This is a genomic window from Parvimonas pharyngis, from assembly GCF_046569675.1.
Classification (GTDB): Bacteria; Bacillota; Clostridia; order Tissierellales; family Peptoniphilaceae; genus Parvimonas.
In genome coordinates this window covers 184341-201667 of record NZ_JBKICJ010000001.1, presented here as the reverse complement: position 1 = coordinate 201667, position 17327 = coordinate 184341, and the positions used below count along the sequence as shown (strand labels likewise).

General features: G+C 29.0%; 15 protein-coding genes. All 15 read right to left on the bottom strand.

What is annotated here, in order from left to right:
* Positions 1–67: 67 nt before the first annotated feature.
* The 15 genes from ACLGL0_RS00980 to ACLGL0_RS00910 all read right to left on the bottom strand — a co-directional run bounded on the left by ACLGL0_RS00980 (position 68) and on the right by ACLGL0_RS00910 (position 17241).
* On the bottom strand, positions 68–1441 hold the full coding sequence (locus ACLGL0_RS00980) for a hypothetical protein (protein ID WP_411013291.1): 1374 nt from the start codon (positions 1439–1441) through the stop codon (positions 68–70).
* A gap of 108 nt (positions 1442–1549) precedes the next feature.
* On the bottom strand, positions 1550–1975 hold the full coding sequence (locus ACLGL0_RS00975) for an OsmC family protein (protein ID WP_411013290.1): 426 nt from the start codon (positions 1973–1975) through the stop codon (positions 1550–1552).
* 2 nt (positions 1976–1977) lie between these two features.
* Positions 1978–3243, bottom strand: coding sequence for a DUF819 family protein (locus ACLGL0_RS00970; RefSeq protein WP_411013289.1), 1266 nt, complete (start codon positions 3241–3243; stop codon positions 1978–1980).
* A gap of 78 nt (positions 3244–3321) precedes the next feature.
* The gene (locus ACLGL0_RS00965; protein WP_411013288.1) at positions 3322–4053 is read right to left on the bottom strand and encodes a class I SAM-dependent DNA methyltransferase; all 732 of its coding nucleotides are present in this window, start codon (positions 4051–4053) and stop codon (positions 3322–3324) included.
* A gap of 2 nt (positions 4054–4055) precedes the next feature.
* Positions 4056–4577, bottom strand: coding sequence for a hypoxanthine phosphoribosyltransferase (gene hpt, locus ACLGL0_RS00960; RefSeq protein ID WP_233055538.1), 522 nt, complete (start codon positions 4575–4577; stop codon positions 4056–4058).
* On the bottom strand, positions 4555–4746 hold the full coding sequence (locus ACLGL0_RS00955; protein WP_233055537.1) for a hypothetical protein: 192 nt from the start codon (positions 4744–4746) through the stop codon (positions 4555–4557). Before ACLGL0_RS00955 ends, hpt begins: the two co-directional genes overlap by 23 nt.
* 18 nt (positions 4747–4764) lie before the next feature.
* Positions 4765–7392: a valine--tRNA ligase gene (locus ACLGL0_RS00950; protein WP_411013287.1), complete on the bottom strand. Its 2628-nt coding sequence runs from the start codon at positions 7390–7392 to the stop codon at positions 4765–4767.
* Between the two features lie 382 nt (positions 7393–7774).
* Positions 7775–8338 carry an alkyl hydroperoxide reductase subunit C gene (gene ahpC, locus ACLGL0_RS00945; RefSeq protein ID WP_411013286.1) on the bottom strand — a complete coding sequence of 188 codons (564 nt, stop codon included), beginning with the start codon at positions 8336–8338 and terminating at the stop codon, positions 7775–7777.
* Between the two features lie 104 nt (positions 8339–8442).
* Positions 8443–9603, bottom strand: a complete 1161-nt coding sequence (gene grdD, locus ACLGL0_RS00940) for a glycine/sarcosine/betaine reductase complex component C subunit alpha (protein WP_411013285.1) — start codon at positions 9601–9603, stop codon at positions 8443–8445.
* Between the two features lie 10 nt (positions 9604–9613).
* Entirely contained in the window at positions 9614–11155 is a 1542-nt protein-coding gene (gene grdC, locus ACLGL0_RS00935) for a glycine/sarcosine/betaine reductase complex component C subunit beta (RefSeq protein ID WP_411013284.1), read from the bottom strand.
* 155 nt (positions 11156–11310) lie between these two features.
* A complete protein-coding gene (gene grdB / locus ACLGL0_RS00930) occupies positions 11311–12618 on the bottom strand; it encodes a glycine reductase complex selenoprotein B (RefSeq protein ID WP_411013283.1) in 1308 nt (435 codons plus the stop codon).
* A gap of 52 nt (positions 12619–12670) precedes the next feature.
* Positions 12671–13135 (bottom strand): glycine/sarcosine/betaine reductase complex selenoprotein A, encoded by a 465-nt coding sequence (grdA, locus tag ACLGL0_RS00925; protein ID WP_411013282.1) that lies wholly within the window; start codon positions 13133–13135, stop codon positions 12671–12673.
* A gap of 72 nt (positions 13136–13207) precedes the next feature.
* On the bottom strand, positions 13208–14494 hold the full coding sequence (locus ACLGL0_RS00920) for a glycine/sarcosine/betaine reductase component B subunit (protein ID WP_411013281.1): 1287 nt from the start codon (positions 14492–14494) through the stop codon (positions 13208–13210).
* 52 nt (positions 14495–14546) lie between these two features.
* Positions 14547–15476, bottom strand: coding sequence for an NAD(P)/FAD-dependent oxidoreductase (locus ACLGL0_RS00915; protein WP_411013280.1), 930 nt, complete (start codon positions 15474–15476; stop codon positions 14547–14549).
* Positions 15477–15636: 160 nt separating this feature from the next.
* Positions 15637–17241 carry a Na/Pi cotransporter family protein gene (locus tag ACLGL0_RS00910; protein WP_411013279.1) on the bottom strand — a complete coding sequence of 535 codons (1605 nt, stop codon included), beginning with the start codon at positions 17239–17241 and terminating at the stop codon, positions 15637–15639.
* Between the last annotated feature and the right edge of the window lie 86 nt (positions 17242–17327).

Sequence of the window (17327 nt, the reverse complement as noted above, 5' to 3'; positions counted from 1 at the left end):
TATATTTTATACTTAATTTATGTTGCAAATGCAATAAAAAGAAAAAAATCGAAAATGATTTTCGATTTTATCTTTTTCTTTTATTAGATTTTTTATCCTTAAAATAAACATTCTTCAAATATAATACCCCTACAACCTCAGAAATTCCAAGGATAATAATCACTAACTTAGTATAAGATTTTGATTCCTTTTCACTAATTCCTTTTACATATCTTTCTTTATATACTAAATTTGTAATTAACTCAATAGGAGCTTTAGATAAAGTTATTTCAGAACCATTTTTTGTATTTGTATATTTTGTGTTAGAATTAATAATATATTTATAATCTTCATTTCCTTTAAAAGTATACTTAAAACTTTTAAAATTATCAAATGTAGAAAATGGTGAACTTTCTATATTTAATTTCATAACATTTATATTATTTATAGTAGTTAGTGTAGATGATATTGGATATTCGACACTTAGTTTTTTTTCAACTTTTGGTTCTATAGTAGTTTCAAAAGTAACCACAATTTGCTTGTCTGCTGTAGATTTTAAAACTCCCAAACTATCATAGCCACTACCACCTATAATTTTATCAAAATTTTCAACAAAAATTTCATATAAATTGTCTTCAGAAAATCTTTGTCTGACATTCTCAGGAATTTCCCCTAAGAATATATTTTTTAAGAAATTTTCGACATTTACTGACGTTTTATCTATATTTTCTTTATATCCAGAATTAATTTCCTTATCCCCTGAGTATACTTTTGTTGTTATATTTACATCACTTCCAATTGTATATAAAATAGGTGTTTTACTCTTACCACTAAATTCATGAGTTAATATTAAAGTTTTATTACTCTTATTTTCCTCTACCTTTAAATCTTCTCCACCTGATAAAAATAACTTTGTTTTATCAGTAGAATACTTTATAGTAATTTCATATTTTAAATTTTCAGTGTTACTTGATTCTAAATTAAACTTTCTTAGAACTCCTACATCTTCTTTTTTGAAATTTACAGGTTCATAAATTGGAGAATCTATATTTCCTATTATTTCTTTATAAAATTCAGTACCAGTAGGAGACTTGAATTTATCATTAAGAAATTTAAATGAGTATGGAATTTCAGCACCATCCATCTTAAGTGAAAATTTACTTAAATTTTCGATACTACTATTAAATGTTATTCCCATTTTTAAAGTAGAATTTCCATTATTAGTACTTCTTAATGTATAATCTGCTTTATATATTCCTTCTAATTTGTTTTCATTTTTATTAGTATTTGAAAAGTCAATTGTTGACTCTCCAGTTAATTCTAAATTTTTTGTATCTGATATATTAAATAGCTCATAAATTCTATAATTATCATTTAAATTATTATCTTCAGCTTTAGTTACATTTATATTATTGAATAATAAACAGCAGGACATTAATGCAATTAAAAATCTTTTTTTCATATTCTCCTCCAACTACTAATATGTGTAATTATACCATTTATAGCAGTTATTGTAAAGATAATAAATAAAACAAAAAAATCACGAATATGAAATCCGTGATTTTTATTTTTATATAATTTCAATATAGTGTTCTTGTTTAATATTTTTATCAACAGCTAAATTTACTGTACAAAATTTACTTGCAAGATTAATTATTTTTTCAATTTCACTTATATTAACATCTGTTTTTAAAGTGTACTTCGTTCTAATTTCTGAATATTCTTGATTTCTAAATGGAGTATCATCAATGTAATCAGTATTTACTACATCAGCTTCTATTTCTATACTTAAATCTTCAAAATTAATATTATAATACTTTGATGCTTTAATAAAAGTTAAAACCTTACAACCAGCTAGTGCTCCCATAAACATTGCTCCTGGAGTCATAAAACCAGAATTTAATTCTTTACATTTTACACTATCAGTAATAATTTTTTGACCATTACTAGTTAATACCATTTCTCCATTTTTTTCTAATTTAATTGCACAAATCATAATTAAAACAATTTTAATATATTACCAATAAATACACCATAATAATTACCGATAACATATCCTAGAATACCAACTAACATTCCTGGTACAACTAATTGATTCCATCCTCTTGCAATAGCTAGTGCTGCCGCAGTTGTAGGTCCACCAATATTAGCATTTGATGCTATACAAATTTCTTCAACTGAATATTTGAAAATTTTACCAAAAATGAAAGAAACAATCATATTAATAACTACAATAATTATACAAAATACTAATAACCATGGTGCTTTCTTAAGAATTATTTCTATAGAAGCTGGAGCACCAATAGCACCAAAAAATATGTGAATCAAATAAGTTCCTATTTCATCAGCACCAGAAATTTTAGATAAAATCTTTGTATAAGTTGCTAAAATAACAGTAATAGTAGTCATTAATAGATATTTACTACCTACTAAGCCAAATAATAAATCTACCAAGAATTTTAAGCCTGTTCCCATTGAACTAGTATCCGGCTTAAATCCAGAAATAAATCCACCTAATTCTGTAGAAACCGCAACTATTGCAAATGATATAGAAATAACTTTTGCAACATCTAATAAAGAAATATCCTTTTTGGCCCAGAATTGAGCTGCTTTGTTTTCACCAACATTCCCTAATTTCTCCATTTCATCTTCATAAGGATGAGTATAATGTTTTCTAAAGAACTTCATTGTAGGTATTATTGTTAAACTAACAAAATATATTCCCATAAATAGATTATCAGCTACTACTGCAGATCCGAGTAAACCTTTATCATTTAAAGGAAAAGCATCTGACATAGCAGTTAAATTCATACTACCACCTGTATAAGTTCCTACCATCATTGCACTTAACTTATAAAGTTCTGGAATAAAACTTCTTAATAAGAAAAAGGCTACAAAAGCTCCAAAAATAGTACCTAAACCGCTAAGTAAATAGATACCAATTATTCTACCTGATTCTTTCCATACCTTCTTTAAATCTGCTTTAAATAAAAGCATTGGAATTGCAAGCGGTACTACCCAACCCCAGACAATATCATAGGCTTTAGTGTCTTCAGCAGGAATAATTTTTGCATTTGATAAAACCATTGTAAAAGCTAATGCTATAATACATCCAGTTACTTTACCAGCCCAGCTGTATGTTTGTTCTAGATAAATACTGAAAGCAGCTATTGCACATAAAATAGCTAATAACACCAATGTATTATTTGTTTTAATAAGTGACCAATATTGTTGTTTTGCCACTTCTTCTGTTAAAAAAAACATATATAAACCTCCTTAAAAATATATGGAATGCTTTTCACATCCTTTTTAATTATATACTTACTATATAATTTTGTCAAATTAAATTTTTAATATATATAATGTTCTATATGTTGTTTTTTCTTTATTTTGGAAAGTTTCAAAATCTTTAATATCCAAAATTTTCAATTCGTTTTTTTCAAATAATTGAATAATATCATTTTCTGAGTGTATATATTGTCTCTGAATTTCTTTAATTTTTTCATAAGTATTATTTTCATTTTTTATAAAAAAATCAATTTCAAAATCAATGTAATTTTTTTTGATATAGTTTCTCCAAACATAAAAAAAATCTTCTTCTTCGGATACAAAAGTATTATTTCCTAAGTATTCTTTAAGTTTATATTCTGTATTAATATCAAACATTAAAATAGAATTTTCATTCATCTGTTTTTTTGCATTTTTTAAAAAAAGCTCAATATCATCTATTGTTTTTATATAATTTAAGACATCAAAAAAACAACATATTAAATCATATTTTTTACTAGTTACAAAAGTTCTAATATCACCTTTTAAAATATTTACATTCTTATAATCTATTAATTTATTATATGCTATAGATAACATTTCATCAGAAATATCAAAACCATCAACATTAAATCCTCTTTTTAATAGAGTTTCTGTTAAGTTTCCACTTCCCATACCACACTCTAATACATTTTTTACATCTATTTGATATTGTTGACAAATTTTTATAAGATTAGAGGCAAGTAGTTCGTAGTCTACTTGCCTTTTCATAAGATCATCATAAATATAAGAAAATCTATTGTACATGATTAATCCTCATATGAAAATATATATGGAATATTTCTATATTTACTTCCATAATTTAATCCATATCCAACTATAAACCAGTCTTCAATTTCATAACCAAAATAATCAGGAGTAATATCTACTTGTCTTCTACTAGGCTTATCTAGCATAACACATGTCTTTATACTTCTAGGATTTTTACTTTGAATATATTCTTTAATATTCTTTAAAGTATTTCCAGAGTCCATAATATCATCAACTATAAGAACATCTTTTCCTTCTACATTTTCTCTTAAATCAGAAATAATATTAACTTTTCCAGAAGATATTTCAGCATCTTCATAAGAAGAAGTTGTTATAAAATCAACTACAATAGGAGTATCAATTTCTCTAACTAAATCAGCAAGAAACACGAAACTTCCTCTTAAAAGACCTATTGCAACTAATTCTTTACCAGAATAGTCTTTTGAAATTTGTTTACCAAGTTCTTTTATCCTATTAGAAATTTCTTCTCTTGTAAATCTAATAACCTCTCTTTTGTTCATCAAAATAATCCTCCTTTGCAATTTTTTTGTTTTTTTCAAAGTCTAACTTCTTTTTCTCTGAATCTTTAATTTCTTTTAAAATAATCAATATTTTATTTAAAGTATATTGAATACTAACTAGTATTACAATTAAAAAAGTCATAAATATAACATTAAAATCAACATTCATAGTATCACCTAATTATTCTTAGTTATTTTTAATTTTTTCAATACTTGATAATATTTCATTATAAATATTTTTATATTTTTCTAGTTTTTCTTTCTCCTCGTTAACAACTTTTTCAGGAGCATTATTTACAAATTTTTCATTAGAAAGTTTTGAGGATGCCCTCTTAATTTCTGATTCATATTTTTGTAAATCTTGATTCAATTTCTCAAGTTCTTTTTCATAGTCAACTAACCCATCTAAAGGAATATAAATTTTCTGATTATTACATATTACAACCATTGAATTATCAACTTCTTCATCTTTATCCATCACGATTACTTTTGAACAAGAAGCTAAAAATCTATATAGATGTTCTAATTCTACTGTATAGTTTTTTGTTACTTCATTATTTGAAACAAAAAATAAATCAGATTTTTTTGAAGGAGGAATATTTTTTTCACTTCTTTTATTTCTTATAGCAGTTATTGTTTCTATTAAATTTTCTACTTCTAATTCTTCTTCAATAAATATACATTTTCTATCATAAACTGGAAATTCTGCATTAATTAGTTTTTCATTAACATTTGGTAAGAAAGAATATATTTCTTCAGTAATAAAAGGCATGAAAGGATGTAATAATTTTAGAATATTATTTAATACATAAACTAATACTGACTTTGCAACAAGTTTATTTTCTAAATTATCACCATATAATCGTGTTTTAGAAAATTCAATATACCAATCACAAAATTCATTCCAGATAAAATCATAAATTTTTGCTGAAGCTAAACCAAATTCAAATTTAGATAAATTTAAAGATAATTCTTCAATTGTTCTATTTAATCTTGTTAAAATCCATTTATCCTCAACTTCAATTTTATTAAAGTCTATATCATAAATTTCATCTTCATTTAAATTCATTAGTACAAATCTTGAAGCATTCCAAAGTTTATTTGCAAAATTTCTATTTGATTCTACTCTCTTTTCATAGAATCTCATATCATTACCTGGAGTATTTCCTCCAACTAATGTAAATCTTAAAGCATCCGCACCATATTTATCTATAATTTCTAGCGGATCAATACCATTACCTAATGACTTACTCATTTTTCTACCAAGTTCATCTCTAATTAGTCCTGTAAAATATACATTTTTAAACGGTACTTCTTTTAGATTATATAAACTAGAAAACACCATTCTAATTACCCAGAAAAATAGAATGTCATAACCCGTAACTAATGTTTCTGTTGGAAAAAAGTATTCTAAGTCAGATGTTTCATTAGGCCATCCAAGAGTTGAAAATGGCCATAATGCAGAAGAAAACCAAGTATCTAGTGTATCTTCATCTCTAACAAAAGTTTTTCCATCTTCTTTTGGTTCAGTTCTACTTACTACAACATCTCCACTTTCCTTGCAATAATATACAGGAAGTCTATGACCCCACCACAATTGACGAGAAATACACCAATCTTTAATATTATCTAACCAATTAATATAAACTTTTCCAAATCTTTCAGGAATAATATTTAATTTCCCATCTAAATATGCTTGTTTTGCTGGTTTTGCTAATTCTTCCATTTTTACAAACCATTGTTTTGAAATAATTGGTTCTATAGTAGTTTTACATCTTTCACAATGTCCAACTGCATGATTATGTGGTTCTATTTTTATTAGGTAACCTTGGGATTCTAATTCTTTTACAATTTCTTTTCTAGCTTCTTTTCTATCCATACCAGAAAATTTGCCAAATCCTTCTGCTATTTTTCCATCATAATCCATCATTAATTTTTGTCCTAAATTATGTCTATTTCCAACTTCAAAGTCATTTGGATCATGGGAAGGAGTTATTTTAACACAACCAGTTCCAAATTCCATATCCACATACTCATCTGCAATTAATGGTATCTCCTTATTTACAATTGGTAAAATTAAAGTATTACCAACTTTGTCTTTATATCTATCATCATCTGGATGTACTGCAACTGCCAAGTCTCCTAACATTGTTTCAGGTCTTGTTGTTGCAATTGTTAAATATTCATCACTATCTTTAAAAAAGTATTTTATATGATAAAAATTTCCTTCTTCCTCCATATGTTCTACTTCTGCATCTGAAATTGCAGTACCGCAATTACAACACCAATTAACAATTCTATCTCCTCTATAAATTAAACCATCATTATACATTTTTATAAATACTTCTTCAACTGCTTTAGATAGATTTTCATCTAATGTAAATGCATCTCTAGACCAATCACAAGAAACTCCTAATGTTTTAAGTTGATTTTTTATGTTTCCACCATATTTTTCAGTCCAATCCCAAGCTTCTTTTAAAAATCCATCTCTTCCTAATTTTTCTTTAGAATTTCCATCATTTTTTATTTTTTCAACAACTTTAGCTTCTGTTGAAATAGATGCGTGATCAGTACCAGGAACCCAAAGTGCTTCATATCCACTCATTCTTTTCCAACGAATCAAAATATCTTGAATAGTATTATTTAATGCATGACCTAAATGCAAATTACCTGTTACATTTGGTGGTGGCATAACAATTGTATATGGTGTCTTATTTGGATTAACTTCAGCTACAAAATCTTTATCTTCTAACCAACTATTGTAAATTTTCTTTTCAAAATCTTTTGGATTATAAGTTTTTTCTAAATTTTTCATAGTACCTCCTATAAATAATAATAAAATAAGTATTTGTTATTATATGAATACATTTTTTAAAAATTAGTGTATTAAATAAAAAAACTTCATCCCAATTATAGGACGAAGTTATCGCGGTACCACCTAATTTTCATAAAATGACTCTCTTAATTTATAACGTAATTACCCGTCTTTCAAAGCTAAAAAGCTACCTTCATAAAAAAGAAAATGAATTTTTTCACCAAATAAATTCTCTCTAAAAATTTCTTTTAAACTACTCCTCTTTTATATGCTCATATTCAATTTTTTTATTATACAAAATATTAGATATATTATATCATGAAAACAATTAAATTTCAACAAAAAAAGACCAGAAAATATTCTGGTCTAAATAAATTTTTAATTAGATTTTACCAACTAAGTCTAATCCTGGTGTTAAAGTTTCATCACCTGGTTCCCATCTTGCAGGACATACTTTATCTCCATGTTTAGCTACGAATTGCGCCGCTTGAACTTTTCTTAATAATTCTTTAGCATTTCTTCCAATTCCATTAGCATTTACTTCATAAAGAACAATTTCACCTTGAGGGTTAACAACGAATGTGCCTCTTAATGCTTGACCTTCTCCTTCAATTAAAACACCAAATTGTTCTGAAAGAGCTAAAGCTCTATCTGAAATCATTGGATACTGAATTTTTCTGATTGTTTCAGAAGCGTCCCACCAAGCCTTATGAACGAATTCAGAATCAGTAGATACTGAATAAATTTCACAACCAATTTCTTTAAATTTATCATAGCTTAAAGCTAAGTCTTCTAATTCTGTTGGACATACAAATGTAAAATCTCCTGGGTAGAAGAATAATACACTCCATTTTCCTTCTAAATCTTTGTTTGATACTCTTATTAGATCTCCATCATAATATGCTGGAACATCAAATTCTTCAATTTTCTTTCCGATTAAACTCATATTAATACCTCCTATTTTTGCCTTTTTACTAAGACATTATAATTATACCACTTTTCTATATTTTCAAACAAAAAGAGAGCTAAAAGCTCTCTTTAAATTTAATATTAAGAAATATATCCTTCTTTTGTTAAGATTTCTTTAGATTTTTCAAGATTTGCATCATTTACCATGATAACTGGTCCAGTACATCCCATTCCAGTTTTTGCAAAAATATTATTTTTCCATAAAGCAACCTTAGCATCTTCAAGTTCAAGAATATCAATACCACCAATTGTAGCAGTAGCTTGTTCTTCTGCAGGACATTTAATATCTTCTTCTGGTTCTGCTTTTTTAGCTCCAGCTGAAGTAATTTTTTCTAAAATAGCTTTAAGACCAGCTTTATTTGCTTTTTCAAATTCTTTTTTAGAAACTTCTTTGATATTTCCTTTTACTAATTGGCCTGCATATCTCATAGCATTAGCGATTACAGGGAAACCAGATGCTCTAGATATAATTAGTACTAATCTATCATATCCTTCACCTATTCCAGGACCATAACCATAACCCATAGCTTCAAAGCTTCCACCAGTGGTATATGAAGAGAATACTTTCATTAGTAGGTTACCAGTTAATGTGTCATTAACCATAACATCTGGAACACCTTGTAATAAGTCATTTCCTCTCATTAACACTCCACCGTCAGATCTATTTGATTCAGCAAAGTTTATATCATAGCCATTATCTTTTAATTCTTTAAATGCTCTTTCAACAGAAACGGCATTATCTAGATTTAAAATACCAACTGTAGGATTTTCAATACCTAAAGCTTTAGCAACAATAATACCATAGATACCATTTTTTACCATACCTTCTACTCTATGTGCAGAGGATGTTCCTGTTGTTGTTGCAATAATCATTTCTTTAGCAGCAGCAGGTGTTACAACTCTACCAACAGTAGATACTCCGATTGGGAAACTATAATGCATAGTTACACAACCATCAATTTCTCCACTATCTAAAAGTGATTCCATTACTTTATAACCTTCTTCATCATTAGCAACAACATATTGTTTTAATGAAGTTTTTACTTCTGGTCCTATTATACAATATTCAACACTTTTATCTCTTGATTGAGCTAATTCAGCACCCTTAACGACATTTTCCAATCCGTGTTCACTGCCTAAAGTTGTAACAGCAATTCTTGGTCTTGATGTAAAAGCACCAGTTTCTAAACCAGTAGCAATTTCTTCAAAAACATTACCAATTACTTTTTTTATATCAGACATTAAATCACCTCTATTCTTCAATTAAAGAAGATGCAAAATTTTTCATTGCTTCAGCAACTAATTTCTTAACTTCTTCTTTAGAAACTCCAGAGTTATCTTCTAATTCACCTGAATTTCTTTCTAAAACAATTGAAACACCATCAAATAAGTTAGTCATTCTTCCTAAGAATAATGATCCTTTACCTATAATCATAGTTCTATTTAAATCACCTGAAGTTAAATCTTCACGGCAGAATCCTAAATAAGGAACTCCTGAAGGAATATGTCCTTGAGTTGGAGCCCATCCTTCCATACCATGATTTTCTATAAATTCATTTATTTCAGTTTTTTCTAATTGTTTTTTCATTACTCCTAATGCTCCAATCATCTTAAAGTTAGCATTTGGAACGTCTCCAGCTCCTGCTGGTTTAGTAATATCTGGGTTTTGCATTTCTGCTGAATATTTATCAACATCCTTAACTGTTAAATTAGCTTTTTCTAATGGAGCAGTAACTAATGATGACATTACAGCTTGTGGTGAAGAACCTGTTCCCACAGTATGTCTTCCAACGATATCTGTTCTTAAAATTGGGTTTACTCCATCATTTTCAGAAATTAATGCAGCAAATCCACCAATACAGTCTTCTAATATTGGTAAATCTTTTTTTACGTGATCTTTACCATTCATACCTAATTTAGCAGTACTTCCACCTGCTACTATAACAACATGTTTAAATGTTCCTGCATGTACATGTGATGAAGCTGTAATTAATGTATGAGTAGGAGCAGCACAGAATCCTCTTAAGTCAGATCCTGAAGCATTATCGAATCCAGCTAATTCAGCTATAGATTTTGCGAAGTTACCACCACCTCTTTGGTTCATATCTCCACATGCTTCTTCTGAACATTCAATTACATATTCTACTTCGTTAGGATCTAAATTGTTCTTTGCAACTAAATGTAAAGCTGCTAATAAAGCAGATGCTTTTGTTACTAAATTTTCAAACATAACATGAGCAGATAAGTTAACATCTACATCATGAGCTCTAGTAACAACACCTACTAATTTATCTTCAAAAAATAATCCTTCGGCATGATTATCCATATGTCCTTCAAGAACTGATTGTTCAACACCTTCTTTTAATCTAGCAAGTAAGCCTTCATTAATTAATGGGTGCTTTTCTAAATCTGCTTTTACTAATTCAGTAAATTCTTTATTAAGTAAAACTAAATCAAAAGCATCACAAATCTTCATAAGACCTATAAATTCATGTTCTGGCATTATTTCACCATATTTACCTTCTCTTGGAGCACCTGATAAATATTTTTCAGGATCTGACCATGGTTGTGGTACAGCCTTTAAATCTTCAGGTCTTTTATTACCAATATAAACTTGGTTTGGTAAATAGTTTAGTACTTCTTCATATTTTCTAATATGATTTGGTATTTCCTTTAAATAGTCTGAATTAGGATTTAAAGCCTTTTCAGTAGTTTGAGTTGTTCCATTTTGGATTATCATGTCTGGTGCATGAACTAATACGTAAGAAGTTCCTTTTAATACAGGAAAATTCATCTTAATTACCTCCTTTAATATAAAAAACAGATAGTATAGTATGTATTCTATATAAGCCAACTACATAAGCCAACTACATAAGCCAACTACCCTTAGTAATAGCATACCATTAAATTAAAAAGGTGTCAATATTTGACACCTTTTTTATTAAAAAATTATTCAAATATTGTTTGTCCTTCAACTTCAGTTGATAAAGCTTTTAATGCTTTTTTAACAATACCCATTCTTAATGCATATTCTTCTTCAGCAGATAATTTAGGATTACCTAATGGGTGAGGAATTGCAATAGCAGGAACAATTCTGTTAGCTCCTACTGTCATTGAAATTGGAGTTACTGTACAAATGTGTACTACTGGTATTCCAGCTCTCTCAACTTCTTTTACCATCGTTGCACCGCAACGTGTACAAGTACCTCAAGTAGATGTTAATATAACTGCATCTACTCCGTCAGCAACTAACTCTTTACTAAATTCTTCTGCAAAAGCTTTAGAAGAAGCTACTGCTGTACCATTTCCTACTGTTGTATAGAAATATCTATGAAGACTTCCAATTTCACCATTCTTTTCAAGTTCTCTTAAAACGTCAACTGGTAAAACTCTGTCTGAATCTTGGTTAGCATAAACAGGGTCATAACCACCGTGAGCAGTTTCCCATTCACCTTCTTTAAGATCTAAAACACCTTCAATATCATACTTACCATATTTTGAAGCAGATGAAGATTCAATATGGTCTGGGTTTCCATGAGGTACAATACCACCAGATGTTACTAAAGCAATTTTAGCTTTTGTAATATCTTTAACAGCTGGATTTGGATCAACTCTATCAAAGTTTGGCATTGGGAATTCTGTTTCGAATTCTTCTCCCTTTAACTTTTTGATCATCATATTAACTGCTCTTTTACCACCGAAATCTTCTCTAAATATATTCTTTCTAATTCCTCTTTCAATGTATCCTTCTTCAGCTGGAGAACCAATTTCTTCTCCTCTAACAAGTTTCAATGCAAGTGGAACCATTTTGCTTACAGCATCTTTCATACCTGCAGCGCTATTCTTTGTTGAAATCACATATATGCTCTTCTTAAACATATCTGCACCTGGGTTTTCAATATACATACCAGTTAAAGCTGGAATTCCTAGTTCATTTTGAACTGCTTCAGTAATTGTACCAGCAGCAACTCCATAACGACCAGCATTGAATGCAGGACCTGCTATGAATAAATCTGGATTGTATTTCTTAACCATTTCTAAAACTTCTGCTTTAGCTTGGTCCATATTTTCACCAAAATAGCTATCACCACAAATAATAGTAGCAACTATTTCAGCTTCACCGTTAAAACCAGCATTTAATGCTAAACCAGGTCCGATTTTTTCTTCTCTAACTTCTGGTTTGTAATCTGCCTTTTCTTCTCCACCTATACCAGCAAAGAATTGGTTTATATAGTGAACTACTCTTAATTTTTCCACACTAATCACCTCTCTATCATATATTTATATATGATTTTATCTTAATTACAAATTATAATGAATTTCTAATTTCACTTACAGCTTCAATGATAGCATCACAGTCAAGAACCATTTCCATCATACCAATTTGGTCATCATAAACTGATTCATCAACTTCTGCTTTAAATTCAGGTTCAACTGCGTGATATACTTTAAGTCCTAACTGAACTCCTGCTAATGGACCTGCGAAAGTTGGGTCACCTGTTGTTACAGTTTCACCAGCTAATGCTGCTGATTCTGCTTCAGATGCTCCTAAAAGAACTACACAGTTTTCTACTCCATATTTTTCTGCTAATTCTTTTACCCTTCTTTGATTTTCTAAGTCCATTGCTCCTGCTGCAGTTCAGACAAAACATTCAGTTGCTGAAAATACTATTTCTGCAGGAGTTGTAGCGACACATTCTTCTATAGCTGGTCCTGGTATACCATCTCTATCGCCGATTATGATTACTTTTGTGTTTTCTGTAAAAAGTGCCATATCGCTTACACATCCTTTCTTAATTTTTATTTTCTTTTAATTTTATATAATATTCCGTTTTTTTAATAGATTTTAATAGCCAGTAGCTGATAATCTATTAAATCCTAATTCATTAGTTGCTCCAGTAATTGCTTGTAATTCTACCACTATTGAACCATCTTCTCTTAATGATCCATCAAATCCACCAGCAATTATGTCAACATAGTCTAAAGTTCCAATAACTTTATCCATCTTAGGTAATACGATAGTTTCATTAGCATTACCACCAGTTACTACTGCATTTGCAGAAGCGTCAGCATCAGCTAATGATTGACTGGCACCATCTCTACCTGCATATTCGTCAGTGATTATAACAGTCTTAACACCTTTACCTTCGATTTTCTTACAGTTCATAATTAAGTCTGTATCTGGGTTACCGAATCCTTCTTGTGATACGATAGCTCCATCAAGATTTAAAAATTCACATAATTTAGCAGTCCAATTTGATGATCTTTCTTTATCTGCTAAATATACATTTTCATTAGTGATAATAACACCAACGAAGTTAATTTCTTTTCCATGTTGTTCATACATTGCTCTAACAACAGGGTTATTTAAGTGATGATATGTTGTATTCTTATCACATGAAGATACACAGTTACCACTTAAGATAGCTCCATCCATCAATTCAGTTGGATATAATAAAGTTGGAACTATTTGTTTTGCATCTACACCATAAACATATGTATCGTGTAATAATCCTTGAGATTGTAACATTTGTACATAAGCTACTTTTGGTAAATGTTTTAATTCTTCAGCTTGTTCAAATAATGGTTTAGTTTCAAATACTTCTACTTCATCTGGTTCAACTTCTTTACCAGCTAATCCAAGATAAGTAGCAGCTTTTAATCCTGCCATTCTAACAGCTTTTTCATAAGCATGAGTAGCAACTCCTTCAGCTGGTTCCACTATTAAAACTATATTATTAGTTTTTGAAAATGGTGTATATTCAGCTCCAGGTCCTTGCATATCAACAATACCTTCTTGGAAACCTACTATTTTACCAACTGTCATTACTGCTGCTCCCTTAAGAACATGAGTTCTTCCTGAACCAACTACATCAACTTTTGAAATCATTCCAGGGAATACTCCGCCTGCTCCGTTAACCTTTACTCTTGGTTCTACAACATCCTTAATTGGAGTAATTCTTACACTTTCACCTGGTTTTGCAAGATCTACGTCTACTGATTTTAAGTGTTCATCATCCATTAAATGATCTATTAATTCTTCTTTATTAATGTATAAAACACCTTTGTCAACTTTTGTTTCTGAACAAAATTTAACATCGTTAATTAAGATTTTTCCTAATTCTAGACGCATATACTCACCTCCTTAAAATTTATATATTTAATCCTTTCGGAATTAAATTCAATTAACTTAAGCTTTCAACATATTTTCTTGCATTTATTGCAGCAATTGCGCCATCATTAACTGCTGTAACAACTTGTCTTAGCTCTTTAACTCTAACATCTCCGGCAACAAAAACACCTTCAACACTAGTTTTCATTGTTTCATCTGATACTATATAGTTTCTATCAGTATCAATTATACCATTAAATATTGTACTTTCAGGAATATATCCAACGAAGATAAATACTCCAAATATCATATCTCCCTCTCTTGGAACAATTTTAGTTTTTTCTCCAGTTTTATTATTTACAATATTCATTGCGCTTAATAAACCTGTTCCTTCAAAACTTTCAACTTCTACATTCCACATAATTTTTAATTTTTCACATTTCATTGCTTTCTCTTCTATTGATTTCGCTACAGATAACTTATCTTTTCTAACTAATAAAGTAACAGTTCTACCAAATTTAGTTAAATACATAGCTTCTTCAACAGCAGCTTCCCCAGATCCAACAACATACACGTCTAAATCTTGAAAAAATGGTGCATCACATGTAGCGCAATAAGCAATTCCTTTACCAGTAAATTCTTTTTCTCCTGGTACATCTAGTAATCTCGGATTAGATCCAGTGGCTATAATAACTGATTTTGCTTCATAAGTAGTATTTTCACCGTAAACAATCTTAGTTGTTCCAGAAAAATCTACATTTACTACTGTATCTGTTATAAATTCAGCTCCAAATGATTTAGCCTGTTTTACCATTCTTTCAATTAATTCTGGACCAGTTGGAACATCTTCAGCACCTGGATAGTTAGCAATCTCATCTGTCTTTGCTATTAAACCACCTGGTGTTCCTCTTTCAATTATTATTGTCTTCATACTAGCTCTAGCTGCATAAATACCTGCGCTAATTCCAGCAGGACCAGCGCCAATTATAATACAATCGTACATAGCTTACCTCCATTTACAGTATAAAAATAACAAACTGCAATGAAATCACATCCGTTTATTATTATATATTATGTTTACCCAATTGTAAAGCATTTTTTGTCAAAATCATAATAAAACTTTTTTATAACTTTAAGTATTTGTACACAAAAATAACAATCTTTTACAATTCTTTTCCTAATGTGTAATTTGCAATGTTTAAACCATGGTCAGCAATTCTCTCAAAATTAGATAATATATCTAAAAATTTAACGCCTGCATTTGTATCACATATACCCTTGTTAATTCTATCCATATGATTTCTTCTATAAGTTTCTTCTAAAATATCTACTTCTTCTTCTATAGGAATACACTTTTTAGCTAATTCAAGATTATTATCCTTATATGCATTTGTTGTATCTACAATAATTTTCATAACATCTGATGATATTTTTTCATATTCATCAAAGGCGGTTTTACTAAATACTGAATTTTCTATTTTTATTTCTTGTATCAACTCTATTATATTCTCACAGTGATCTCCAATTCTTTCATAATCGTTAATTGCATACATCATGACAAATACCTTATGTTTTTCTTCATCAGATAAATTTTTATCTGATAATGGTACCAAATAATCAATAATTTCTTTTTCTAAACCATTAATTACTTTTTCTCTTTCAAGAACAAACTCTATATTTTTACTACTTTTAGTTTTAAAAGCTTCAACTGTTTTTTCTAAAGATTCAATTACTATTTCACCCATTCTAGCAACTTCTTTTTGTGCTTGAATTATAGCAATGCTTGGAGTTTCGAATATTCTTTTATCTAAATGTTCAGAATACCTTTCTTCAACTACATCATCACCTTTAATAACCCATTGTGAAATTTTTACTAATAAGCTAGCAAATGGCAATTGAATTAAAACATTTATTATGTTGAAAAGTGTATGTGCATTAGCTATTTGTCTTTGAACATTCCCTGGAGAAATATATTCTACTAAATATTGAACTGGAATTCTAAGTATTGTCATAAATATAATAGTTCCTATTAAATTAAATAGAAAATGTATAAATGCAGCTCTTTTAGCATTTTTACTAGCACCAATACTAGAAATCATAGCAGTTGTTGTTGTACCAATATTATCTCCAAATAGAATCCCAAAAGCTTGATTAATATTTATAGCACCTTGCATTCCTAATGCTTCCAATAAACCGATTGATGCGGATGAGGATTGTAGAACAGTTGTAAGTAAAAGACCTGCTAAAACACCAATTACTGGATTATTTAATTTTACCAATATATTTTTAAACCATTCTTCTTGAGATAGAGGCTCTAAACCGTTAGTCATTATAGACATACCTAAAAATAAGATACCGAATCCTATAAGAATCTCTGCAATATCTTTTTTTCTATCATTTTTAGCTCTCATCCACAAAAATACTCCAATAGCTATCACTAATGGCGCATATTTAGAAATATCAAAAGCTATTATCTGTGCAGTTATTGTTGTACCAACATTAGCCCCTATAATTATTCCAACAGATTGAGCTAAAGTCATAAACCCAGCATTTACAAAACCTATTGTCATAACTGTAGTTGCAGAACTAGATTGAATAATCATAGTAACAAAAATCCCAACTAAAACAGCATAAATTCTATTCTTTGTTACTGCTGCTATTATTCCTTTTAATTTTTCACCACATGATTTTTGTAATCCAGCTCCCATTAGATTCATCCCATAAAGAAATAATCCTAATCCACCTAAAACAGAAATTAAAATAGACATACTTCCTCCAAAATTATAATATACAATCAAAAGATTAGCTCATATATTTTATATAAATATCTACATAATAGTATATCATAAAACAC

Bases quoted from the DNA above. Each gene is read 5' to 3' on its own strand.
- ACLGL0_RS00980 (WP_411013291.1), bottom strand. From the start codon at position 1,441: ATGAAAAAAAGATTTTTAATTGCATTAATGTCCTGCTGTTTATTATTC.
- ACLGL0_RS00975 (WP_411013290.1), bottom strand. From the start codon at position 1,975: ATGATTTGTGCAATTAAATTAGAAAAAAATGGAGAAATGGTATTAACT.
- ACLGL0_RS00970 (WP_411013289.1), bottom strand. From the start codon at position 3,243: ATGTTTTTTTTAACAGAAGAAGTGGCAAAACAACAATATTGGTCACTT.
- ACLGL0_RS00965 (WP_411013288.1), bottom strand. From the start codon at position 4,053: ATGTACAATAGATTTTCTTATATTTATGATGATCTTATGAAAAGGCAA.
- hpt (WP_233055538.1), bottom strand. From the start codon at position 4,577: ATGAACAAAAGAGAGGTTATTAGATTTACAAGAGAAGAAATTTCTAAT.
- ACLGL0_RS00955 (WP_233055537.1), bottom strand. From the start codon at position 4,746: ATGAATGTTGATTTTAATGTTATATTTATGACTTTTTTAATTGTAATA.
- ACLGL0_RS00950 (WP_411013287.1), bottom strand. From the start codon at position 7,392: ATGAAAAATTTAGAAAAAACTTATAATCCAAAAGATTTTGAAAAGAAA.
- ahpC (WP_411013286.1), bottom strand. From the start codon at position 8,338: ATGAGTTTAATCGGAAAGAAAATTGAAGAATTTGATGTTCCAGCATAT.
- grdD (WP_411013285.1), bottom strand. From the start codon at position 9,603: ATGTCTGATATAAAAAAAGTAATTGGTAATGTTTTTGAAGAAATTGCT.
- grdC (WP_411013284.1), bottom strand. From the start codon at position 11,155: ATGAATTTTCCTGTATTAAAAGGAACTTCTTACGTATTAGTTCATGCA.
- ACLGL0_RS00920 (WP_411013281.1), bottom strand. From the start codon at position 14,494: ATGCGTCTAGAATTAGGAAAAATCTTAATTAACGATGTTAAATTTTGT.
- ACLGL0_RS00915 (WP_411013280.1), bottom strand. From the start codon at position 15,476: ATGTACGATTGTATTATAATTGGCGCTGGTCCTGCTGGAATTAGCGCA.
- ACLGL0_RS00910 (WP_411013279.1), bottom strand. From the start codon at position 17,241: ATGTCTATTTTAATTTCTGTTTTAGGTGGATTAGGATTATTTCTTTAT.